Annotated in this window: 23 protein-coding genes; 13 read left to right on the top strand and 10 right to left on the bottom strand. The window is 41.2% G+C overall.

All coding sequences use genetic code 11. The annotated features are described in order from the left end of the window. Positions 1–17: 17 nt before the first annotated feature. Entirely contained in the window at positions 18–458 is a 441-nt protein-coding gene (dtd, locus tag EXE30_RS00295; protein ID WP_130160706.1) for a D-aminoacyl-tRNA deacylase, read from the top strand. Positions 459–521: 63 nt separating this feature from the next. On the opposite strand, the gene EXE30_RS00290 is transcribed toward dtd, so the two are convergent. The 3 genes from EXE30_RS00290 to serB form a co-directional block, all read right to left on the bottom strand. Then, a complete protein-coding gene (locus EXE30_RS00290) occupies positions 522–1001 on the bottom strand; it encodes an SCP-2 sterol transfer family protein (RefSeq protein ID WP_130160705.1) in 480 nt (159 codons plus the stop codon). Between the two features lie 142 nt (positions 1002–1143). Further along, entirely contained in the window at positions 1144–1479 is a 336-nt protein-coding gene (aciT, locus tag EXE30_RS00285; RefSeq protein WP_130160704.1) for a ciprofloxacin tolerance protein AciT, read from the bottom strand. A gap of 408 nt (positions 1480–1887) precedes the next feature. Next, positions 1888–3108: a phosphoserine phosphatase SerB gene (serB, locus tag EXE30_RS00280; protein ID WP_121929082.1), complete on the bottom strand. Its 1221-nt coding sequence runs from the start codon at positions 3106–3108 to the stop codon at positions 1888–1890. A 63-nt stretch (positions 3109–3171) separates the two neighbouring features. Here serB and EXE30_RS00275 point away from each other — a divergent pair, with 63 nt between their 5' ends. From EXE30_RS00275 to glmS, 8 genes are all read left to right on the top strand, one after another. Continuing rightward, positions 3172–4467 (top strand): hypothetical protein, encoded by a 1296-nt coding sequence (locus EXE30_RS00275; protein WP_171457304.1) that lies wholly within the window; start codon positions 3172–3174, stop codon positions 4465–4467. A gap of 300 nt (positions 4468–4767) precedes the next feature. Continuing rightward, a complete protein-coding gene (ribBA, locus tag EXE30_RS00270) occupies positions 4768–5889 on the top strand; it encodes a bifunctional 3,4-dihydroxy-2-butanone-4-phosphate synthase/GTP cyclohydrolase II (protein WP_130160702.1) in 1122 nt (373 codons plus the stop codon). Positions 5890–5900: 11 nt separating this feature from the next. Next, positions 5901–6371, top strand: coding sequence for a 6,7-dimethyl-8-ribityllumazine synthase (gene ribH, locus EXE30_RS00265; RefSeq protein WP_004673571.1), 471 nt, complete (start codon positions 5901–5903; stop codon positions 6369–6371). A 3-nt stretch (positions 6372–6374) separates the two neighbouring features. Continuing rightward, positions 6375–6824 (top strand): transcription antitermination factor NusB, encoded by a 450-nt coding sequence (nusB, locus tag EXE30_RS00260; protein WP_130160701.1) that lies wholly within the window; start codon positions 6375–6377, stop codon positions 6822–6824. A 15-nt stretch (positions 6825–6839) separates the two neighbouring features. Next, a complete protein-coding gene (gene thiL / locus EXE30_RS00255; protein WP_130160700.1) occupies positions 6840–7757 on the top strand; it encodes a thiamine-phosphate kinase in 918 nt (305 codons plus the stop codon). Further along, a complete protein-coding gene (locus EXE30_RS00250; protein ID WP_130160699.1) occupies positions 7735–8256 on the top strand; it encodes a phosphatidylglycerophosphatase A family protein in 522 nt (173 codons plus the stop codon). Before thiL ends, EXE30_RS00250 begins: the two co-directional genes overlap by 23 nt. A 22-nt stretch (positions 8257–8278) precedes the next feature. Further along, positions 8279–9643, top strand: a complete 1365-nt coding sequence (gene glmU / locus EXE30_RS00245; protein WP_130160698.1) for a bifunctional UDP-N-acetylglucosamine diphosphorylase/glucosamine-1-phosphate N-acetyltransferase GlmU — start codon at positions 8279–8281, stop codon at positions 9641–9643. A 12-nt stretch (positions 9644–9655) separates the two neighbouring features. Beyond that, complete coding sequence (gene glmS / locus EXE30_RS00240; RefSeq protein WP_130160697.1) at positions 9656–11494, top strand: glutamine--fructose-6-phosphate transaminase (isomerizing); 1839 nt, start codon at positions 9656–9658, stop codon at positions 11492–11494. A 589-nt stretch (positions 11495–12083) separates the two neighbouring features. Here the strand turns inward: glmS and EXE30_RS00235 are convergent. The 3 genes from EXE30_RS00235 to pncA all read right to left on the bottom strand — a co-directional run bounded on the left by EXE30_RS00235 (position 12084) and on the right by pncA (position 14104). Next, positions 12084–12722 carry a YitT family protein gene (locus EXE30_RS00235; protein WP_130160696.1) on the bottom strand — a complete coding sequence of 213 codons (639 nt, stop codon included), beginning with the start codon at positions 12720–12722 and terminating at the stop codon, positions 12084–12086. A gap of 192 nt (positions 12723–12914) precedes the next feature. Then, positions 12915–13379 carry an Lrp/AsnC family transcriptional regulator gene (locus EXE30_RS00230; protein ID WP_130160695.1) on the bottom strand — a complete coding sequence of 155 codons (465 nt, stop codon included), beginning with the start codon at positions 13377–13379 and terminating at the stop codon, positions 12915–12917. Positions 13380–13471: 92 nt separating this feature from the next. Further along, positions 13472–14104: a bifunctional nicotinamidase/pyrazinamidase gene (pncA, locus tag EXE30_RS00225; protein ID WP_130160694.1), complete on the bottom strand. Its 633-nt coding sequence runs from the start codon at positions 14102–14104 to the stop codon at positions 13472–13474. Between the two features lie 294 nt (positions 14105–14398). Here pncA and dapA point away from each other — a divergent pair, with 294 nt between their 5' ends. From dapA to purC, 3 genes are read left to right on the top strand one after another with little or no spacing between them, the layout of a single operon-like run. Beyond that, on the top strand, positions 14399–15292 hold the full coding sequence (gene dapA / locus EXE30_RS00220; RefSeq protein ID WP_130160693.1) for a 4-hydroxy-tetrahydrodipicolinate synthase: 894 nt from the start codon (positions 14399–14401) through the stop codon (positions 15290–15292). Between the two features lie 15 nt (positions 15293–15307). Continuing rightward, positions 15308–15910 carry a lipoprotein-34 precursor (NlpB) gene (locus tag EXE30_RS00215; protein ID WP_130160975.1) on the top strand — a complete coding sequence of 201 codons (603 nt, stop codon included), beginning with the start codon at positions 15308–15310 and terminating at the stop codon, positions 15908–15910. Positions 15911–15947: 37 nt separating this feature from the next. Then, positions 15948–16667: a phosphoribosylaminoimidazolesuccinocarboxamide synthase gene (gene purC / locus EXE30_RS00210; protein ID WP_005194140.1), complete on the top strand. Its 720-nt coding sequence runs from the start codon at positions 15948–15950 to the stop codon at positions 16665–16667. Between the two features lie 78 nt (positions 16668–16745). Here purC and yddG read toward each other — a convergent pair whose 3' ends face one another. Continuing rightward, the gene (gene yddG / locus EXE30_RS00205; protein ID WP_130160692.1) at positions 16746–17648 is read right to left on the bottom strand and encodes an aromatic amino acid DMT transporter YddG; all 903 of its coding nucleotides are present in this window, start codon (positions 17646–17648) and stop codon (positions 16746–16748) included. Between the two features lie 182 nt (positions 17649–17830). On the opposite strand from yddG, the gene EXE30_RS00200 reads away from it, so the two are divergent. Then, positions 17831–18205 (top strand): hypothetical protein, encoded by a 375-nt coding sequence (locus EXE30_RS00200; protein ID WP_130160691.1) that lies wholly within the window; start codon positions 17831–17833, stop codon positions 18203–18205. A gap of 27 nt (positions 18206–18232) precedes the next feature. On the opposite strand, the gene EXE30_RS00195 is transcribed toward EXE30_RS00200, so the two are convergent. The 3 genes from EXE30_RS00195 to EXE30_RS00185 all read right to left on the bottom strand — a co-directional run bounded on the left by EXE30_RS00195 (position 18233) and on the right by EXE30_RS00185 (position 21973). Next, on the bottom strand, positions 18233–19513 hold the full coding sequence (locus EXE30_RS00195; protein ID WP_130160690.1) for a replication-associated recombination protein A: 1281 nt from the start codon (positions 19511–19513) through the stop codon (positions 18233–18235). 83 nt (positions 19514–19596) lie between these two features. After that, positions 19597–20784: a class C beta-lactamase gene (gene ampC / locus EXE30_RS00190; RefSeq protein WP_130160689.1), complete on the bottom strand. Its 1188-nt coding sequence runs from the start codon at positions 20782–20784 to the stop codon at positions 19597–19599. Between the two features lie 25 nt (positions 20785–20809). Then, positions 20810–21973, bottom strand: a complete 1164-nt coding sequence (locus EXE30_RS00185; RefSeq protein ID WP_130160688.1) for a PQQ-dependent sugar dehydrogenase — start codon at positions 21971–21973, stop codon at positions 20810–20812. Positions 21974–21977 lie beyond the last annotated feature (4 nt).

Here is a 21977-nt window from a genome sequence, read left to right as displayed (position 1 = left end):
AATTCTCTTTCAATGTTATGCGCGCAGTTATTCAACGAGTCCTCGAAGCCAAGGTTGTGGTTGACGGTCAAACGACTGGTGAGATTCAACACGGTTTATTAGTATTTTTAGGCCTCGGCAAAGAAGATACCTTTGAGAAAGGGCAAAAGTTGATTGATAAGATTCTAAAATATCGAATCTTTGATGATGAACAAGGCAAAATGGGCTGGAATGTCAGTCAAGCCAAGGGTGGGGTTTTATTAGTGTCTCAGTTTACCCTTATGGCGCAAACCCAAAAAGGCTTACGACCTGACTTTGGACCTGCTATGCCACCGACTGAAGCCAAAGCGCTGTATGAACAATTGGTTGAGTATAGCCGTCAACAATTTGAACAGGTTGAAACAGGGATTTTTGCGGCGGATATGAAAGTGCACTTAATCAATGATGGTCCAGTGACTTTTAACTTAGAAATCGAATAATTCCAAACAATAAAAAAGCTGCCAATTTGAACGCATCAAATTGGCAGCTTTTATTATGGCTTTTTATTTGCCTGTTTTTTCTTTAATAAATGCACGTGCTTGACGTAATTTTTCTTTTACAGGTTTTGGCACTTTAGGTGGAATTAATTTCGCAGCTTGGTTAAACCAAACCAACAAACTAAAGTCGCCTTCCATTTTAATACTGCCATCTTGCATCCCAGTCATGAATGCAGTTGGATCACCTTTCACTAACGTTTTTACGCCTTGCTCACTATCGGCAAATTGTAAAATAAAGTCAGCTTTTTCTGGGCTACCTGCAACTGTCTCAATCTTGCCATGGTTCACAAGGATTTGACGTGCCAGTCCTAAATCAGTACCGATTTGAATACGGAACTCGCGATCATGTACCAACTCAATAAACTTCGGGCTAGTACGCGCTAATTGCTTCATACGTAACGCCAAACCTGCCACTAACAAATCAAGTGGATCAGTACTTACATCAACAATAGGTAGCTTAACCACAGGTAAAGAAGAAAGCTTCATGACATTTATGCCTACAGTATATGGTGGAAATTAAGACAATCCGTATCCTAGCACAATTGTAGAAAGGTCGGTAAAAGCTTTGTCACAGAATACAACAAAGGCATGCTGAGCATGCCTTTGTTGTTGTTCGAATTATTATAAGTTATCGGCTAGAACATTGTTGCTGATCGTCCTTATATACTGGTGTATGTTCAATATATTGACGATTTGCCAATTGTTTTTGTGCTTGTTTGTCTTCACGTAAAAGGATAAATGTAACCGTTACCATCGCGAGGCTTAAGGCTGTCAGATAACTATAGGCGACTGATATCTCAAATATGGTTTGTACGCCAAAGCGCACCACCTCTAACAGTCCCCAGCAGAGCATACCCGCCAACATAAAACCTAACCAACGACGATAAGGAGAAAAGAAAACAGCAATAACTGCGACAGCGATTAAGCTAAATCCAACCCACATGGTGAAATTCGCTGCTTCCATAGGAACCTCCGTCTTAAAAGGATGGTCTGTATTCTTATTCAGACCTCATCATAATTGTTCTGTATCTCTAACAGTACTTCGTATTGCATTTGCGTCTTTAAGCATTATGGAGTGTTTTTTTTAGAAAAAAAGAGCCTTAAATTAGCCACACGACACAAGCTGTCGCAATATGCTTTTGTCATTACATTTTTTTAAATTACAAAAGTCCTGAATTTCTATATAGCATCAATTGCAGCGTGTCATTACAAAAAAACTGACATCAATTCGGATGTATAAAAACTTTTTTCTAAATTTTTTTATCGTTGTTTTTCTATACATTTAGACATAAATATGAAGAAAAAAAGACAGACTAAAAATGCACAATGCCGCTCAAAAAGCGGCACTGTTTTAATGCAATTATCATCGTATTTAAGCACGATTCAGGTCTTTATCATGCATTCCTAATAGATATAACACCCCATCCAAGCCCACGCTAGAAATAGCTTGATTGGCATTTTGACGCACCAATGGTTTAGCACGGAATGCAACACCTAAACCTGCTATAGACAGCATCGGTAAATCATTGGCACCATCCCCCACCGCCATGGCTTGTTCAAGTGAGATTCCCATCCGTTCAGCCAATTGGCGTAACAATTCAGCTTTACGTGCGCCATCAACGATTGCGCCTTGGACTTCACCAGTAACAACGCCATCTTGTACATCTAAAATATTGGCGTGAACTTCATCAATCCCAAGTTTTTCTTGTAGATATTCAGCGAAATACTGAAAGCCACCAGATAAGATCGCAGTTTTATAACCCAATGATTTTAATGTCGTAATCAGACGCTCAGCACCTTCAGTAATAGTCAAACGTTCTGCAATCTTAGGTAGAACTGAAGCATCTAAACCTTTCAATAAAGCAACGCGAGCACGAAAGCTTTGTTGAAAATCTAATTCACCTTGCATAGCACGCTCTGTAATTTCAGCAACTTGCGCACCAACACCTGCTTCTAAGGCGATTTCATCAATCACCTCTTGTTCAATTAAAGTCGAATCCATATCAAAGCATACTAAACGACGATTACGGCGATAAGCATTGTCTTCTTGCACTGCGACATCAATATTCAATTCGCCAGATAAACTTAAACAGGCAGCACGCATGGCTTGTGCATCTAGCATTTGACCACTTAAACCAAACTGCACACAGGCACGACGAGGAAAATGACTTTCTTCTTCTAAAGCCAAACGACCTGACAGTCGAGTAACTGTTTCGATATTAAAGCCCTGACCTGACACAATATTTGTGACAGCTTGCAAGTGTTCTGCGGTTAATTCTGGCGCAAGCGCTGTGACAATATAACGTGTTCTGCCACCTTCACTGACCCATTGCTCATATTCTGCGTTGGAGATTGGTTTAAATCGAACAGTTAAGCCAATATCATGTGCTAAAATCAGGATCTCTTTCATTGCTAATGCAGTTGCAGTTTCATTATCCGAAGCAACAACAATCCCTAAAGTGAGTTGATTGTGGATAACGGCCTGTCCAACATCGAGTATTTGCAAAGAATGTACGGATAGTACTTGCATTAATCGAGTAAACTGATTCGGTTGATCTGGTCCTAAAAAGGATATAAGAATGATTTCTCGCATGAATTGACTCGTGTTTGAGCGACAACTATTGTGTAAGAATCATAGCATAACCCATGAATCTATTTGCCTTGGAAATTTAACTTGAATGCGCCTCGCCAAGGGCTATTTGCTAGCCTACTGATCGTAAGTTTTGCATTGCATACCTTTTTATTGGTGATTGCAACGACACATCAACTCAATGAAAATCGCGCCAGCCAAGGACAGCTGATGACCAGTCAGCTGGTGGCAGATAGTCTTGCAGAACTGGAACCCGCCAATACCGTTTCGTTGGCATTGGTTGCCAATCGCTATGCCACCAATCCAAGCGTTGCATCGATTCGTATTTTAAATGCAAATCAGCAAGTGCTGGCGACCAGTGGTATGGCCAAAACACGTCAGGGCGAAGTATTCGTCCGCGATGCATTGCAAAATGAAAAGAAAGTCGGAACGGTTGAAATTACCTTAATTCAACCTAGCATTGGGGAGATCTTGCGCACCCAATGGTTGGCAATATTTGCATCCTTATTTATTCACTTTCTTATTTGGTTGGCTTATCGTGTGATTGCTCGCCCAACACGCAGTGAATACTTGGCGCGTATCAATCAAGAAAACCATCTTAAACATGAAATTCAGCGTTTAACCCAAGCCCTCGCGCTTGAAAAGCAAAATACCATCACCTTAGTCGCTCAAGCGCAACAACAAACCAAAGCACAGTCCAAACCACGGGTTGAGAAAAGCCCAATAGACCAATCTCAAGTTAATGATCAAGCTTTAGCACTCAATATTCAGTTTTATGATCCAAAACAACTCTTGAATAGTGTCAACCAATCTGTTTCAGTTCCTTATTTTAAGTTATGCCAACTTTTCTTAGATAAAAGTATCTATCTCTGTGCCAAGCATTATCAAATTGATGCTGCTCACATTAGTGTTGTGCAAGAGTTTAATGCTGAAGGTGCGACGTTATCGACCACCGCAGAACAACCACATGCACTTGAATGTTTGATGATGGTCGGTGCTGTTTTCCAATTATTGGCTGAAGTGCTGTACAAACGCTACCGTGAAGATAAACGCTTTGCCCTACAAACTCGCGGTGCAGTTGCTAGTGCAGTTGATGCAATGCAACTGGATGCCATCGAGGCAGCTAAACGTTTAACACAACATTTACACGCCAAAGAAGCCGCTTTACATCTCAATCATGAGCAGTTGAAAACCGTTCAACATAGCTATGAACTGGTCGCAATGCCGAACCCAAGCAATATCATGACGCGTCATGCTTTTATGATTAATGGCATGAATGAACAATGTGCGACTGTGGCGCAGATGCTACGTACTGAGATTTTGATGGGTAAAAAAGCCAAAGCATCAATTGATGAATCATAGGTTCGAAAAGCTCATAAAATGGTATCGAATCGTTTTTTCACTTTAATTTTATTTTTCATGCCCAACCTATGAACCCCTAGAGCGCAAGAGTTTCTTGCGCTCGGACAAGCGTTGCTTTTGCTCACTCCAGTTTTTTAAATTCTGTGATTATTGGCACTTGATAAATGCTCTTTGTCGAAGCCATCGATAAAATACCAACAGCGCCTAAGAAGCACAGGCGAAAATTTTTAAAATGCGTTAAACTATGCCAGATTTATCGAATACTAGTGCCCTATAAAGGCAGCAAAAAGGTGAAAACGAATGCCGCTAAGTTGTGTTGAAGAGCTTGTCGCAGATATTCGTGCAGGCAAAATGGTCATCCTGATGGATGATGAAGATCGTGAAAATGAAGGTGATTTAGTCATCGCTGCAACGCATGTTCGTCCTGAAGATATTAACTTCATGATCACTCATGCACGTGGTTTGGTCTGCCTGACCCTGAGTCGCGAACGTTGTAAACAACTCAACCTCCCTTTAATGGTTGATCAAAACGGCGCACAGCATGCAACCAACTTCACCCTTTCAATTGAAGCGGCGGAAGGCATTAGCACTGGGATTTCAGCGGCTGAACGTGCCCATACCATTCATGCTGCAGTTGCTGCACATGCCAAACCAAGCGATATTGTGCAGCCGGGTCATATTTTCCCATTAATGGCTCAACCGGGTGGTGTACTTCATCGTGCAGGACACACCGAAGCTGGTTGTGATCTCGCTCGACTTGCTGGCTTAGAACCTGCCTCTGTCATTTGTGAAATCATTAATGAAGATGGCACTATGGCACGTCGTGCGGATCTGGAAATTTTTGCTGAAAAACATGGTTTAAAAATTGGAACCATTGCAGATCTGATTCACTACCGTATGACCAATGAACAAACCGTAGAGCGTTTGTCGCAAGAAAGCATACAAACAGAATATGGTACATTTGAACTGTATAAATACCGTGAACTTGGCAATCCAGATATTCATTTAGCTTTAGTGAAAGGTGAGCCGAAACAAGGTGTGACTACTGTCCGCGTACATGGCTTTAGTCCAATTCGTGACTTATTAAAACTGAATAAAGCAGATGGCTCTCCTGCTTGGAATCTAGATCTTGCGCTGAAAACCATTGCAGCCAGTGAACGTGGCGTTTTAGTTTGGATCGGTCAAGATCATTTACAAGATTTAGGCCACGCTTTCGATCAGTTAAATCAGCCGAAGCCACTTAAATCCAATGCTGCCCTTTCACATCAATATCAAACCATTGGTGTAGGCGCACAAATTCTACGTGATTTAGGCGTTGAGAAAATGAAGTTGCTGAGTTCCCCACTTCGTTTTAATGCCTTATCCGGATTTAATTTAGAGGTCGTGGAATACATCACTGCCGATCAAATCACAGTAAAATAATCGAGGTTGCTATGGCAATTCGCCGAATTGAAGGTTTATTACATCTCGCAAGCGAAGGTCGCTATGCGATCTTAGTGGGTCGTTTCAACAGTTTTGTGGTTGAACATTTACTTGAAGGTGCTATCGACACTTTAAAACGCCATGGCGTTTCAGAAGAAGCGATCACCGTGATTCATGCACCAGGTGCGTGGGAACTCCCTATTGTGGCGAAAAAACTCGCTGCATCAAAAAACTTTGATGCCATTATTGCATTAGGTGCGGTGATCCGTGGTAGTACGCCACACTTTGACTTTGTTGCAGGTGAATGTGCAAAAGGCTTAGGCGTTGTTGCACTTGAAAGCACAATGCCTGTCATCAATGGTGTCTTGACAACAGACAGTATTGAACAAGCAATTGAACGCTCTGGTACGAAAGCAGGTAATAAAGGTAGCGAAGCTGCACTTACTGCGATCGAAATGGTTAACTTATTAAAGGCAATTTAAAGCATGTCGCAAACACTTCAGGCCGCTTATGCAGCGAAACGCAAAGCACGTCGTTTTGCTGTACAAGGGATTTATGAATGGCAAATGAGTCATAATCCTGTTCATGAAATTGAAGCACGTACTCGTGTCGAAAATGCCATGCACAAAGTTGACCTTAACTATTACCATGAATTGCTCACGCAAGTGGTTGCTCAACATGACGCTTTAGATGAGTTACTTATTCCAGTCCTTGACCGTGAGTTAAGCGCACTAGATGGTGTCGAACTTGCGACATTACGACTTGGTGCCTATGAACTACGCGATCATCTCGAAGTTCCATATCGCGTGGTGCTTGACGAAGCAATTGAGTTAGCAAAACACTTTGGTGGTGCTGATAGTCATAAATACATCAATGGTGTATTAGACCGTTTATCATCAAAACTACGTGAAGCTGAAAAACAGCAAGCTAAATAATAGGCTTGATGTGCTATGGCTGAGTTTTCTATTATTGATCAATATTTTAAACGTCCATCAAAACCTGATGTCAGTTTAGGAATTGGCGATGACTCAGCCATTGTCACCCCACCTCCCTCACAACAATTGGTGATCTGTACAGACACGCTTGTTGCGGGTCGTCACTTCCCTTTAGACACCTCTGCCCATGCGATTGGCTGGAAAAGTGTAGCGGTCAACTTATCTGACTTGGCCGCAATGGGTGCAAAACCGCATAGTATTTTACTTGCTTTAAGTCTCCCGACAGTAGACCACGATTGGTTAGCTGAATTTAGTCGGGGGCTATTCGACTGCTGCGACCGATTTGGGGTTGCATTGATTGGTGGTGATACTACTCAGAGTACGCAACTCACCATTAGTGTGACTGCGCTCGGCTGGATTGAACACGGTCAAGCAATAACTCGATCTGGTGCTCAAGTCGGCGATTACATTTGTGTCAGCGGTCAGATCGGTGATGCTGCATACGGACTACAACATTTAGGTCATCCTTTACAACAACGCCTCGACTATCCAACGCCACGTTGTCATTTAGGACAACAGCTCAAAGGCTTGGCATCCAGTATGATTGATATTTCGGATGGACTTGCACAAGACCTCAGCCATATTCTAAAAGCATCCAAACTCGGTGCAAAATTATTACTCGATCAGCTACCGATAGATGAGTCACTAAAAAGTATAGATTTGCGGCAGGCTTGGCATTATGCGCTGGCTGGCGGCGATGATTACGAATTATGCTTTACAATATCACCGCAAAACTATGAGAAACTGCTGCGACAACACTTAGATGTTCCGCTTACAATAATCGGCGAAATTGCCCAGCAAACTGGATTGCTATTTGAGTATATGGGCGAGATTTGCCCATTGGATGTTCATGGATACCAACACTTTGCATAAACCACCCATTCGCTTCAATCAAATGACTTGGTATAACCGCTGCATCGTTTTCTGTGGTGTTGGCTTTGGTTCTGGTCTCAGTCCTAAAGCACCAGGTACTTTTGGCTCAGCTTTCGCCTTACTTTTCGCCCCACTTTGGCTATATCTCGGATTATCTGCCAGTATGGTGGTGGTTCTATTGATGTCACTGATCGGCATTTATATATGTGGACATACCGCCAAAGTCCTCAATGTACATGATGATGGGCGTATTGTATGGGATGAATTTGCTGGACAATCCATCACCTTACTTCCTCTATTGTATTTACAACAACTAAATTGGCTATGGGTCCTCATCGGATTCATCTTGTTCCGCATCTTCGACATTTGGAAACCCTTCCCAATCAATTGGGCGGACCAAAAAGTGTCTGGTGGTCTAGGCATTATGCTGGATGACATCATTGCAGGAATTTGGGCAGCACTTTGTATTTTTATTCTTCACTTTTATTTTCTAACTTAAGCTATTGATATTAGAGTTAATCATGTCAACAACAGTTATTATTCTTGCCGCAGGGAAAGGAACGCGAATGCGTTCACAACGACCAAAAGTATTACAACCACTCGCGGGTCGCCCACTACTTGGTCACGTGATTCAAACAGCAAAAAAGCTACAGGCTCAAAATATTATTACCATTTATGGGCATGGCGGAGAACTGGTCAAACAAAGCTTTGCTGAAGAACAGATTGAATGGGTTGAACAAGCTGAACAACTTGGAACAGGTCATGCTGTTCAAGTAACTTTACCTGTTTTACCTCACGATGGTGTTTCTTTAATACTCTACGGTGATGTGCCTTTGGTTCGTCAAAGCACGCTTGAACAACTACTTGATGCCTCTAGTCAATCAGGTATTGGTATGATCACGCTCAATGTTGAAAACCCAACTGGTTATGGTCGTATCGTTCGTGAAGCTGGAAAAATTCAAGCAATCGTTGAACATAAAGACGCAAATGAAGAACAGCGTCAAATTCAAGAAATCAACACGGGCATTTACTGTGTCAGTAATGCCAAATTGCATCAATGGTTACCAAAACTGTCTAATGACAACTCTCAAGGTGAATATTACTTGACCGATATTGTCGCGATGGCAGTTGCGGATGGTTTAGAAATTGCATCGATTCAACCTGAATTGGCATTTGAAGTCGAAGGTGTCAATGATCGTTTACAGCTCGCAACTTTAGAGCGCCAATTTCAACAACAACAAGCCAAAGAGTTGATGCAACAAGGTGTGCATTTGATCGACCCAAGTCGTTTCGATTTGCGTGGTCGCTTGCTCTGTGGTCAAGATGTACTGATTGATGTCAATGTTATCATTGAAGGTGACTGCGAACTTGGCGATAACGTTCAGCTCGGCGCAGGATGTATTTTAAAAAATACGCGTATTGCTGCGGGCACCAAAGTTCAAGCTTATAGTGTGTTTGAAAATGCAGTTGTCGGTGAAAATGCGCAGATCGGGCCTTTTGCTCGTCTACGCCCAGGTGCAAAATTAGCCAATGATGTGCATATTGGCAACTTCGTTGAGGTTAAAAACTCGAATATTGGCCAAGGTTCTAAAGCCAATCACTTCACCTATTTAGGTGATGCCGATATCGGTGCTGATTGCAATATTGGGGCGGGTACCATTACTTGTAATTATGATGGCGCAAATAAGCACAGAACCATTATTGAAGATCAGGTCTTTATTGGCACCAATAACTCGTTGGTTGCACCCATTAAAATTGGTCAAGGTGCCACCACTGGCGCTGGTTCAACCCTAACTCGAGATGTGGCTGGGCATAGTTTGGCAGTCGAACGTTCTAAACAGTTTGAAAAAGCAAATTATCAACGTCCCCAGAAATTGGAAAAATAAGAGGATAAAATTATGTGTGGTATTGTTGGTGGCGTTGCTGAACGTTGTGTAACCGATATTCTTATTGAAGGTCTTAAACGTCTCGAATATCGTGGTTACGATTCGGCAGGTTTAGCATTATTGAATAATCAAAAAATCTTACGTGAACGTCGCGTCGGTAAAGTCGCTAATTTAGATGAAGCGGTCGCTGAACAAAAATTAACGGGTAATATCGGGATTGCCCATACCCGTTGGGCCACACATGGTAAACCCACTGAAAATAATGCCCATCCTCACATTTCAGGTAATGTTGCGGTGGTTCACAACGGTATTATTGAAAACTACCAAGAACTCAAAGATGAACTTCAAGCGCAAGGTTATGTGTTTAGCTCTCAAACCGATACCGAAGTGGTTGCACATCTGGTCAATGATGCCCTGAAACAAACGGACAGCTTATTAGAGGCGGTACAAAAGGTAGCACCTCAGCTTAAAGGCGCGTATGCGTTGGGTATTATTCACACCGCACATCCAGATGAACTCATCACCGTACGTGAAGGTTCACCGCTCGTCATCGGCGTGGGAATCGGCGAGAATTTTATTAGTTCAGACCAATTGGCATTATTGCCTGTCACCAATCGCTTCGTTTATTTAGAAGAAGGTGATATTGCCCGCTTAACACGCAGCAGTATTGAAGTTTTTGTCAATGGTGAAGCAGTTGAGCGTCCAGTCAAAGAATTGGATGCAACGGTAAGCAATGCATCAAAAGGTGAATATAAACACTTCATGCTGAAAGAGATTTATGAACAGCCTGAGGCGATTCAGCAAACTATTTCTCAAGCACTGAATGGCAATAGCTTACGTGACGACTTCCTCAGCCATGCCAACGCTGATTTTAGTAAGATTCAACAAGTACAAATCATTGCCTGCGGTACCAGTTATCATTCTGGGATGATCGCAAAATACTGGTTTGAACAGTTGATTGGGGTATCTTGCCAAATTGAAATTGCCAGCGAATTCCGCTATCGCACTCCTGTCGTTGTCGCAAATACCTTGTATGTCTGCATTTCTCAATCAGGTGAAACAGCAGATACTTTAGCGGCATTACGTGAAACTCAAAAACGTGCGAAAGCGCAAAATATTAACATTAGCACCATGACGATTTGTAACGTTGCGACCTCATCAATGGTGCGTGAGACAGATCATCATTTGTTGACACTGGCAGGTCCTGAAATTGGGGTTGCATCAACCAAAGCCTTCACTACACAGCTGGCTGCTTTGATGTTACTCATTCTCAAAGTGGGCGAAGTCAAGCAACAGCTTTCTGCGTCACAATGTACAGAAATCATAGAAGCATTGTGGCACTGTCCGAAAGTCATTTTAGATACCTTGCAATGTGATACCGAAATTCTACGTTTATCAACGCTATTTGTTGAGAAAAACCACTGCTTATTCTTAGGCCGTGGTACGCATTTCCCAATCGCGCTTGAAGGTGCGTTGAAACTGAAAGAAATTTCATATATCCATGCTGAAGGTTATGCCGCGGGTGAACTCAAGCATGGTCCACTGGCCTTAGTGGACAATGAAATGCCAATCGTGATTTTAGCGCCAAAGGATGAAATGCTCGATAAATTAAAATCGAATATGGAAGAAGTACAAGCGCGTGGCGGTGAATTGTTTGTATTTGCAGATGAAAATAGCGGTATTAAAGCTAAAGAACGTCAACATGTCGTGCATATTCCAACGATTAATGAATGGTTAGCACCAATTGTTTACAGTATTCCAGTGCAATTGTTGTCTTACCATGTTGCGGTATTACGTGGAACGGATGTCGATCAGCCACGTAACCTCGCCAAGAGCGTTACTGTAGAGTAAATTCATTCAGATATTTCAATTATTTGTATGAGAGTATAAATTACTCTCATACAACAATTAAATTCTGATGATATGAATAATACAAACAAAATATTTACTTATTTAAGCTGGTTAATATTATTCTTTCCTGCTTTTGCAACTTTTTTTTATGATCCTTCACTCTCATATCTAATCTTGTTTTCATGTACCTATCTCTACATAAAAAAAGTTAAAAATAAATCGAATATCATCATTTCCTTTATATGGTTCTTATATGTTTTTTTTATGATATTTCCACCTTATCACATGTTCATAAGGCATATTCTTCATGGAATACCTGTAACTTATCCAATAGAAAATACAATCATGATCATGACTTCCGATATTTTTGATTCCCTTATAAAAAACATTATTTTAGCTATGCTTTTTGGTCTCTCGTTATTTTTTTTATGTCATGACAAAAAGGCTTCATAAAGAATCTCTTTATGAAGCCTTTTTACTGCTAGGCATATCATTACTTCGGTAATTTTATGTATTGAATAAAATCTAGATTCTCATTATAAACATCTCTTTAGTTCTTCAACACTAGAGTCAATATGAGAAAGTGTATTCAAGCCACATAACGACTGGTTTTATGATTCAGTAAAATAATCGAATTTAGAATCACCGCACCAAAAATTGAAATCAGAATTAATGTCCAATCCACAAAAAATAACGACACCAGCAAGATCGCCACATCGATCCCCATCTGCGCCTTTCCTGCTGGAATATCAAAACGTTCTTGTAAATAAAGCACCAATAGATTGATTCCACCCAAACTTGAGCGATGGCGAAACAAAATTAGAAAACTCACGCCCATCAGTACATTGGCAAACACAGTCGCATAAATTGGGTGTACAGTGGCAAGCTGAACAAAATGAGGAATGGTTTCAGTAAAACCAGCCAATAATGCCACTGCAATAAAGGTTTTGAGCACCAAGGCAAACCCCATTTTTTTATAAGCTAAATAATAAAATGGAATATTGATTAGAAAGAATAAAATGCCGAACTGAATGTCGGTAATGTAATGAATCAACAAAGATAAACCCGCTGTTCCCCCAGTCATAATCCCTGCTTGTTTCAATAAAACCATGGCAAAAGACAGGATAAATGTTCCTATCAGCATCGCCAATGCATCTTCAATCTTTGTATGCTGCTCGATCACAGGCGTGACTGGACTTACCAAAGATACATTTTGATCGGTATTCATAACGGTACAACTCAACAGGAGAACAACAAAGGGAGAGAAAGCTTTCAAGGAAAGCCATGGCATATTTGATCATTTTTATTATATTTTCGCAATTTATTCTTATATTTTTACCATAAATGCAATTTATATTCAAAATAATGCATTTTGAATGTTATGCACTATTCCAATGCAAAAAGATTAGGTTGCTGTTTTTTATTGAGTTGCGATACCGTTCTCTTTGAGTTTTTCTAAAACAATTGACGTGTTTAAATTACTGACACCAAAATCACTCGAGGATAAAATCCCAATCAACTTGACCATTTCATCTAAGTTTTTAACCGCAACCTTGAGTGCAAAATCATAACTTCCCGTCAATTTATAAATATCTTTTACCGCAGGTTCACGCAATAGAAATTCAACAAAACGGTCATGAGTTGCATCATTATAATTTTGCAACTTCACTTCAATAATCCCCATGATCGGGGTTGGATCAGCACACAAGGCAACCTGAGCATAATAGCCTGTGATTATTTTTGTCTGCTCAAGATGAATTCGACGACGTGAACATTGAGAAGTCGACAACCCAACTAATTCAGCTAACTCTTGATTGGCTAAACGGCCATTTAATTGTAAATGATGAATAATTTTTTGGTCAAAATCATCAAGTTGTGCAGTCATGAAGCTCTCAATTAAGGGGTTACATTGCTAAATAAACAATGAAAATACATGGTGATGAGCATTTTAACGTGTTTAGATCAAGCCGCTCAAGCTTATGACAGGACTGTGGAAGATTGAATCCTCTGAATACCTTTTGCGCGCATCTCTTGCCAAGCCTGTTGCAATGAACCATTTAAATCTATTGCTTTACAGGCATCTTCAACCACATAGGTTTTAAAACCGAAATGCACCGCATCTAAAGCCGTCCACGCCACACAAAAATCCGTAGCAATACCCACAATATAAACAGTGTCTATTTGGTGTTCTTTTAGATATCCATTGAGTCCTGTTGGCGTCTTACGGTCTGCTTCCATAAAGGCTGAATAACTATCAATGTCCTGATGAAATCCCTTACGAATAATGAGCTGCGCCGTTGGAATATTAAGCTCGGGATGAAACGCCGCATCCTGCGAGCCTTGTACACAATGTTTTGGCCACAACACTTGCGTTCCATAAGCCAACTCGATCGTCTCGAAAGGCATTTTATTAGGGTGATTTTCTGCAAACGAAATATGCTGTTCTGGATGCCAGTCTTGGGTTAGCACCACATGTTCAAAGCTTAGGGCGAGTTGATTAATCAATGGAATAATCTGATCTGCATCGGCAACTGCTAAGCTCCCACCGGGCGTAAATCCATTTTGTACATCCACAACGATAAGTGCAGTACGTTTCACTTGTTTTTGCATTTGATCATCCCACATTCCAGTCCAATCCCCTCTTTGTACCATACGCTGCTCTCAATCATCTGACTACAGCTCTGATTATTTTATAAGATGAAAATCATTCAAGCCAAAGATGAGTTAAAGTTTCTTACAGTTTAACGAAAGCATATTGTTCTTATGTCTCCGATCAGTCATAATTTGCATAATTGTCATTCAACGTGGCTTAATTGTTGAACGACCAATCAAAATACTGCATCCATCCAATATTTCGTTTTAATTACTTCAATCTCGGATGGAAAAATAGGATATTTTTTTAAAATGACTCAGCTAGCACAAAATATACAAGGCTCAATTGTCGCAATCGTTACCCCAATGTTTGAACATGGCGGTGTAGATTGGAAGAGCCTTGAGAAGCTTGTTGAGTGGCACATCCAACAAGGCACACATAGTATTGTTGCTGTTGGAACAACAGGCGAAGCATCTACCTTAAGCATGGAAGAACACACGCAAGTCATCAAAGAAGTGGTTCGTGTCGCCAATAAACGTATTCCAATTATCGCTGGCACAGGTGCAAATTCGACCCGTGAAGCGATTGAACTCACCAAAGCCGCAAAAGAACTCGGTGCCGATGCTGCGCTGTTGGTGACGCCATATTATAATAAACCGACTCAAGAAGGCTTATATCAACACTATAAAGCAATTGCTGAAGCTGCTGATATCCCACAGATTCTTTACAATGTTCCAGGCCGTACTGGGGTGGATTTGCAAAACGAGACCGTGATTCGTCTTGCAGATGTAAAAAACATTGTGGGCATTAAAGATGCCACTGGCGATATCCCTCGTGGACAAGCGCTGATTGAAGGTTTAAATGGTAAAATCGCAGTCTATTCAGGTGATGATGAAACCGCTTGGGAGCTGATTTTACTGGGTGCTAAAGGCAATATTTCTGTTACTGCGAATGTTGCACCTAAACAAATGAGCGACGTTTGTGAAGCAGCATTGGCTGGAGATAGAGCGAAAGCACAGAGTTTGAATCAACAAATTGCAAATCTACACAATATTTTGTTTTGCGAATCAAACCCAATTCCTGTGAAATGGGCATTGCATGAGATGGGATATATGAGTACAGGTATTCGCCTGCCACTCACCCCACTTGCAGAACAATATCGTGAACCTCTCCGCACAGATCTAAAAGCTGCGGGAATTATTTAATACGAGCAATTTATGATGCAATTACGTGTTGGTGTTGTCCTAGTCATTTCAGCGTTAAGTTTAGCTGGTTGTGGCCGTTTCGCCCTCAATAATCATTCTTTGGATTATAAGAAGGCAGAAGCACTTGAACCACTTAAATTCCCTGAGGACGCAACGGTCAGACCATTTACACCTTTGTATCCTGCTCCGACAGTTGATCCACTGGCGATTGAACATGCGCCAACGTTTGAAAACAAAAGTGGTAAGCGTTACGCACTTCCTCGCCCTGAAGCAGTACAAACACAAGCGAGTAATGTAGAAGATACGGTTGCCACACTCGGTCGTCCTCAGTTAGTCATGGATGGAAATAGAAACCCATTACTGAAGGTGGAAGGTCCAACGGCTGCAGCTTGGCAATATACCTTTGCAACCTTGAATAGCTTGAACTACAAGGTGATTTCTCAATCAAACAATGGTTATGAAGCCACGATTCAAGTCGATAATCAAAGCTATTTATTGAAGCTTTCCGCTGTGGGTTCAAGCAATACCGTTGCCTTATTCAAACTTGACACAACCTTTGCAGAACAAGCCATTGCAACAGAAGTGTTAACCCAGATTTACCAAAATTGGCCAGCCTAGTCGTTTATTAGGCATATTTTTTCAAAAAGGTTCCCCCATGTTAAAACAAACCTTGCTCTATACTGGTAAAGCAAAATCTGTATATGAAACAGACAATGCCGACCACCTGATTTTAGTCTTTCGCGATGATGCTTCTGCGTTCAATGGCGAAAAAATCGAGCAACTAGATCGTAAAGGCAAGGTCAACAACCGTTTTAACGCCTTCATCATGGAAAAATTGGCTGAAGCGGGTATCGAGACACATTTTGAGAAGTTACTTTCACCAACAGAAGTACTGGTGAAAAAACTTGAGATGATCCCTGTTGAGTGCGTGATTCGTAACTACGCTGCTGGTTCATTGTGCCGTCGTTTAGGCGTTGAAGAAGGCAAAGTGTTAACACCACCAACTTTTGAATTGTTCTTTAAAGATGATGCACTTGGCGATCCAATGGTCAACGAATCTCAAGCGATTGCGTTAGGTTGGGCAACTGCTGACCAACTTGAAAAAATGAAAGAACTCACTTACCAAGTCAATGATGTGCTTAAAGCATTATTTGATGCGGGTAATATGATTCTGGTGGATTTCAAACTTGAGTTTGGTGTATTCCATGACCGTATCGTACTTGGCGATGAATTCTCTCCAGATGGTTGCCGTTTGTGGGATAAAGACACCAAGAAAAAATTAGATAAAGACCGTTTCCGCCAAGGTTTAGGTGGTGTGGTTGAAGCATATGAAGAAGTTGCGACGCGTTTAGGTATTAATTTAGACGATCTTTAAGCCACTCTGAAATGTCAAAAAAACCAGCTTCGGCTGGTTTTTTTATGGTTATGAGAACATATCAGGATTAGGTTTTATTTATACATCTTCAGCATGCGAATGTTGTGCCCTTGTCGACATCCAACATAAGATCGAGCCCAAACATACCATAAAAGCGCCATACCAAAAAGATAAGCTCAATGGGGTATTTAATAAAATAGCAGCAAAAAATGCAGAAAATACTGGAATAAAATAAGAAGCCCCAGCCAACAACGTGACATTGCCATGCAAAATGCCAATATTCCATGCCGCATAACCAAAGCCCATAGCTGCGGCTGCAATCAGCAAAATAATTGAAGCTTGCCATTCAAACTGAAATGCACCTCCCCCCATGAGTAGATATTTAATCCAGAGCACAATCGCAACCAGAATAAAAAATAGGGTGATGCCATTACTGCCATTGGCAATTCTTGCAGTCAGTGTGCAATAGGCTGCCCACAAAAGCGTTCCAATAAATGCTAACCCATAACTAAGTGGATTGTTTTGAATGTTCTGCCACATACCAATTAAATCAAAGCCTTGCTCACCGCCTAAAACCCAACAAATCCCCAATAATGAGATAATAAAGCCTGGAATAATCAAAAAATTGGCTTTTTGTTGATTAAACAAAATGGCGGCCACCATGGTAAACGTGGGCCATAGATAATTTACCATTCCAACTTCAATTGCTTCTCGATTATTGTTGCTATAACCAATCGAAAGCGATAGGCAAATTTCGTAGGCCACAAATAAAATACTACCCCAAATTAAATATGTTCTAGGGAAGGTTCTGAGGCTGCTCCAACCAACCGAGAAAAATAGAAAGATTGAAGCGAGCGTATAGATCAGTGCTGCACCACCCACTGCGCCAAAATGACTACTAACATCCTTGATCAAAGCAACGATCAAGCTCCATAAGAAGATCGCAAGCAATCCAATGAGTGTGGCTTTTTTGGAGTTCATATCAATACATAAATAAATAAAGCAGCAAGTTCAAATCTGTTTTTATTGATTCGAGCAGCTACCAATTAAGATAAGCACACTGCTATGACTAAACTTTTAATTCATTAACATTCAGTCTACCCCCACAGCGAAGAGTTATTTGTTAAACTGAAATGTAACGAAAGAATGTCACCGACAACGCAATGAAAAAAATATATTTCTTTTTTACTTTGGCGCTTATATGCATTTCTACTTCATCCTTTGCAAAAAAAATGGAAGACGATGAGTTCCATCGCTATCTAAAGCAAAATAACGAACTCGGTCAGCAATATCATAACGATTTAGGCGTTGCGATAGTTACAGGAGACCGTCAAGCTATTCCAAATAAAATCTGCGCAATCTATAAAATCAGCTTAGAACAAGCTAAAATTGCAAAAGAAAATAAACACTTAAAGAATAGCCATCAAGCTGAGACATTAGCAACTGAAAATATAAATAATCTTGAAGCTATACTCACACCCCACCAAAAACCCATTACGAAGTACTGCCAAGTAACCAAGCTTGCAAATACAGATTAATTAAATGGTGTTCAAAAAGTTCAAATTTCACTGCTGCTGTTGTTCTTGCTGCCAACGACGTTGTTGTAAACGCTCAGCCTCAACCTCACGTTTATTTCGCGCTGATTCATACAACTTTGTACCCTTCAACTCAGGCGGCAAGTATTCCTGCAACACAAAATGTTCTGGATAATTATGCGGATAATGATAATCCACACCATAGCCCTGTTGTTTCATCAACTTGGTTGGTGCATTACGCAAATGCAAAGGTACTGGTAGATTTGCAGTCTTTTCAGCCAACTCTAAAGCACGATTAATGGCTAAATAGGTGCTATTACTTTTCGGGCTGGTGGCTAAATAAACAGCTGTCTGTCCCAAAATAATACGTGCCTCTGGCATACCCACCGCTTGTACTGAACGGAAGCATTCACCTGCCAGTAATAATGCATTCGGATTGGAGTTACCAATATCTTCTGAAGCCGCAATCAACATACGACGCGCGATAAAAACAGGATCTTCGCCGCCTTTGAGCATACGTGCCATCCAATACAAGGTTGCATCGGGATCACTACCACGAATCGATTTGATAAATGCCGAAACCACATCGTAATGTTGCTCACCCGATTTGTCATAACGCGCAATATTTTGCTGCGCCACTTTGACCACAATTGCATTGGTGACAATATTTTCAATATCAGCTTCAAATGTGCTGGCGACTAAATCAATTAAGTTCAATGCCTTACGGGCATCACCCGCAGCAAATTGAATAAGTGCATCATATTCTTCAATTTGAATAAAACGTTCTTTTAAGAATTGATCACTTTGAATGGCTTTGTTCAGCAGTGTTTGAATCGCATCCACGTCCAGACTATTGAGGGTATACACCTGACAGCGTGATAAAAGTGCACTGTTGACCTCAAAAGAGGGATTTTCAGTAGTTGCACCAATTAAAGTGATTTTGCCTTTCTCAACTGCATTGAGTAAGGCATCTTGTTGCGATTTATTGAAACGATGAATCTCATCAATAAAGACCACAGGTGTCAAGTTGAGTAGATCACCACTTTCCGCAATCACTTCACGTAGCTCTTTCACGCCTGTATTGAGCGCAGATAAGCTAATAAAAGGACGATCTACTGCTTGCGCCAGTAATAATGCGATCGTGGTTTTCCCCACACCAGGTGGTCCCCAGAAGATAATCGAAGGTAGATGCCCTTGATCAATCATTTGACGTAACGGTGCATTTTCACCGAGCAAATGATCTTGTCCAATAATTTCGGACAAGTCACGAGGACGTAAACGTTCAGGTAGAGGAATATGCGTATCGGACATTATCAATGGCTTTATGGTCTTTTACAGTAGTCTATTGTGTCTGACTCAAATCTACAATTTGAATCTGCAACCAACTGATCATTCTATCGAACTTGTTGCAGTTGGATGAGCTGTTCGATGCTTCGATAGCTCGCTTTAATACGTTCATCATTTGGAAAATTGGTATTGGCGAGCATCACAATCCCAATTTTTTCTTTCGGAATAAAAGCGGCATAAGCACCAAAACCATTGGTCGCACCTGTTTTATTAAAGAACGTTGCTGGTGAAGCAAGCTTCGGCTGTTTGATCGGCGTGGCAGGATGGCTTTCCAATGCCATTTTGCTGGAATTCCCGTCCAATAAAGTCTCTAATTTGACAGGATAAGCATACTGTTCCCAACCTAAACCTTGAGTCATAGCACCAACTTTAAAATAACCAAAATGGGTATTTTCAATCGCTTTACGTAGTGGCTGTTTCAGCTGTTGAACATTGATCTGTGCATCCAAAAATTTCAACATGTCAGCACTACTACTTTTCACGCCATAGGCTTCAGCATCTAACATGCCCGCAGACACACGTATAGCCTTATCGGCCTTATATCCCCATGCATACTGCGGCATGTGTTGTTCTGGCACATTGATAAAACTTTGTGTCATTCCCAATTGAGGAAAAAGCGTTTGTTCAACCAATTCTGCATACGGTTTTTTCATTGCCAATGCTGTGACATAACCCATCAGACCAATACTTGGATTGGAATATTGTCTTGTCGTTCCTGCTTGGCTTTTCGGCTGCCATGACTGGAAATACTTCAGCATATCCTGCTGTTGCACAACCGCATCAGGAAACTGGAGTGGAAAATCACCCGCACTGTAGGTTCCAAGGTTGAGTATGGTAGCGCGGTTGACGGCGGTATTTTTTAATTCAGGAAAATACTTAGCAGGATGGTCAGAGAAAGATAACCGCCCCTGTGCCTGTGCATAGCCCGCCAAAGTAGCATTAAAGGTTTTACTGACGGAACCCAATTCAAATAAAGTATCGCTGCTGACCGGTTGCTTACTTTGCTTCGAGGCCAAACCATAATTGATGAAATAATGTTGACCATTCAAGGTCACTGCGACTGCCATGCCAGGAATATTATACTGCTCTAAAAGCGGCTTAAACTGTTGATCCAACACCTGTTTGACCTGTTGCTCAGTCAGTCCTTGTGCCCAGAGCATCGAACTGCAGGACAGAAGCCCAGCAACCCACAATAGTCTTTTTGACGTCATCACGAGGGATTTTGATTTCATCATTCATCATTTCACTTTAAGTTAAAATTTAATTGGCATTGAGTTTGAGTAATTTGGCTTGAGGACCATCCTCAATCACCCAAATCGAGCCATCTTGAGCTTGTTGCAAGCCTCGAATACGTTGTTTCATATCCAGTCGCTGAACTTCTTTTACAGGTCGAGTATTTAAATCCACCACCACAATGGCTTTAGAGGATAAGCCACCGATTAAGGCCTTTTGCTGCCATAAAGGAAATTCTTTGCCTGTATAAATGATCATGCTTGAAGGTGAAATAACCGGCGTCCAATCAATTTCAGGCGCTTTAAATTCTGGACGAGTCTGATGATCTGGAATCTTCAAACCTGAATAGTGATCACCATTCGAGACGATTGGATAACCATAATTTTCACCTTTGACAATTAAGTTCAGCTCATCGCCACCTTTAGGTCCCATTTCGACCACCCAGAGCTGTTGTTTTGCATCAAATGCCATACCAAGCGGATTACGATGCCCAAGGGACCATATTTCCGCAGTCACCCCACCTTGCTGGCTAAATGGGTTATTTGCGGCGGCTGTACCATCATCATTTAGACGCAAAATCTTGCCTAAATTACTTTTCATATCTTGTGCTGGATCAAATTTTTGTCGCTCTCCAGAACTGACCCAAAGCTTACCATCGGCACCAAACAGCATACGATGAGCATAATGTCCCTGTCCTGAGACTTTAGGCACTTGTTGCCATATTGTTTTTAGATCTGTAAGTTTTGGTTGTGCTGGATTTGACAAATCAAGTTTGGCACGTGAAATCACAGCACCGTAGCCACCTTGACCTTTGGTCGCATAACTCAAATAGATCCAATGGTTTTGTTGAAAATTTGGATGTAAAACAACATCACCTAAACCACCCTGACCACCATAACTCACCGTTGGAACACCTTGTACATTCACGCTCTGTTTGTTTTGAGGATCGAATACTTTTAATTGGCCTTTTCGTTCAGTTATCAACAAACGTTGATCAGGTAATGTGGTCATGGCCCATGGCTCATTCAATTGGGCAATGGTCTCTACACGATAAGCTTGTTGAGTTGCTTTTTTTGCGCTTTGCTGGGCAGCGCTCTGTTCTGGCGTTTTAGAATTGGTATTATTTGAACCACAGGCGAATAAAAATAAAAAACTTCCACATAAAAGTGGCGTTGCTAACAACTTCATCATCCCA

Origin of the sequence: Acinetobacter halotolerans (assembly GCF_004208515.1) — a bacterium.
GTDB classification, from domain to species: Bacteria; Pseudomonadota; Gammaproteobacteria; order Pseudomonadales; family Moraxellaceae; genus Acinetobacter; species Acinetobacter halotolerans.
Note: the sequence above shows the minus strand (reverse complement) of the source record. Positions and strands in the feature narration are given on the sequence as shown.

Excerpts from the sequence above, each read along its gene's own strand:
- EXE30_RS00195 (WP_130160690.1), bottom strand. The coding sequence starts at position 19,513 with ATGTCCGATACGCATATTCCTCTACCTGAACGTTTACGTCCTCGTGAC.
- EXE30_RS00215 (WP_130160975.1), top strand. The coding sequence starts at position 15,308 with ATGCAATTACGTGTTGGTGTTGTCCTAGTCATTTCAGCGTTAAGTTTA.
- ampC (WP_130160689.1), bottom strand. The coding sequence starts at position 20,784 with ATGATGAAATCAAAATCCCTCGTGATGACGTCAAAAAGACTATTGTGG.
- dtd (WP_130160706.1), top strand. The coding sequence starts at position 18 with ATGCGCGCAGTTATTCAACGAGTCCTCGAAGCCAAGGTTGTGGTTGAC.
- glmS (WP_130160697.1), top strand. The coding sequence starts at position 9,656 with ATGTGTGGTATTGTTGGTGGCGTTGCTGAACGTTGTGTAACCGATATT.
- purC (WP_005194140.1), top strand. The coding sequence starts at position 15,948 with ATGTTAAAACAAACCTTGCTCTATACTGGTAAAGCAAAATCTGTATAT.
- ribH (WP_004673571.1), top strand. The coding sequence starts at position 5,901 with ATGGCAATTCGCCGAATTGAAGGTTTATTACATCTCGCAAGCGAAGGT.
- pncA (WP_130160694.1), bottom strand. The coding sequence starts at position 14,104 with ATGCAAAAACAAGTGAAACGTACTGCACTTATCGTTGTGGATGTACAA.
- EXE30_RS00200 (WP_130160691.1), top strand. The coding sequence starts at position 17,831 with ATGAAAAAAATATATTTCTTTTTTACTTTGGCGCTTATATGCATTTCT.
- thiL (WP_130160700.1), top strand. The coding sequence starts at position 6,840 with ATGGCTGAGTTTTCTATTATTGATCAATATTTTAAACGTCCATCAAAA.
- ribBA (WP_130160702.1), top strand. The coding sequence starts at position 4,768 with ATGCCGCTAAGTTGTGTTGAAGAGCTTGTCGCAGATATTCGTGCAGGC.
- EXE30_RS00185 (WP_130160688.1), bottom strand. The coding sequence starts at position 21,973 with ATGATGAAGTTGTTAGCAACGCCACTTTTATGTGGAAGTTTTTTATTT.
- EXE30_RS00235 (WP_130160696.1), bottom strand. The coding sequence starts at position 12,722 with ATGAATACCGATCAAAATGTATCTTTGGTAAGTCCAGTCACGCCTGTG.
- yddG (WP_130160692.1), bottom strand. The coding sequence starts at position 17,648 with ATGAACTCCAAAAAAGCCACACTCATTGGATTGCTTGCGATCTTCTTA.
- EXE30_RS00250 (WP_130160699.1), top strand. The coding sequence starts at position 7,735 with ATGGATACCAACACTTTGCATAAACCACCCATTCGCTTCAATCAAATG.
- glmU (WP_130160698.1), top strand. The coding sequence starts at position 8,279 with ATGTCAACAACAGTTATTATTCTTGCCGCAGGGAAAGGAACGCGAATG.
- EXE30_RS00230 (WP_130160695.1), bottom strand. The coding sequence starts at position 13,379 with ATGACTGCACAACTTGATGATTTTGACCAAAAAATTATTCATCATTTA.
- nusB (WP_130160701.1), top strand. The coding sequence starts at position 6,375 with ATGTCGCAAACACTTCAGGCCGCTTATGCAGCGAAACGCAAAGCACGT.
- dapA (WP_130160693.1), top strand. The coding sequence starts at position 14,399 with ATGACTCAGCTAGCACAAAATATACAAGGCTCAATTGTCGCAATCGTT.
- aciT (WP_130160704.1), bottom strand. The coding sequence starts at position 1,479 with ATGGAAGCAGCGAATTTCACCATGTGGGTTGGATTTAGCTTAATCGCT.
- EXE30_RS00290 (WP_130160705.1), bottom strand. The coding sequence starts at position 1,001 with ATGAAGCTTTCTTCTTTACCTGTGGTTAAGCTACCTATTGTTGATGTA.
- serB (WP_121929082.1), bottom strand. The coding sequence starts at position 3,108 with ATGCGAGAAATCATTCTTATATCCTTTTTAGGACCAGATCAACCGAAT.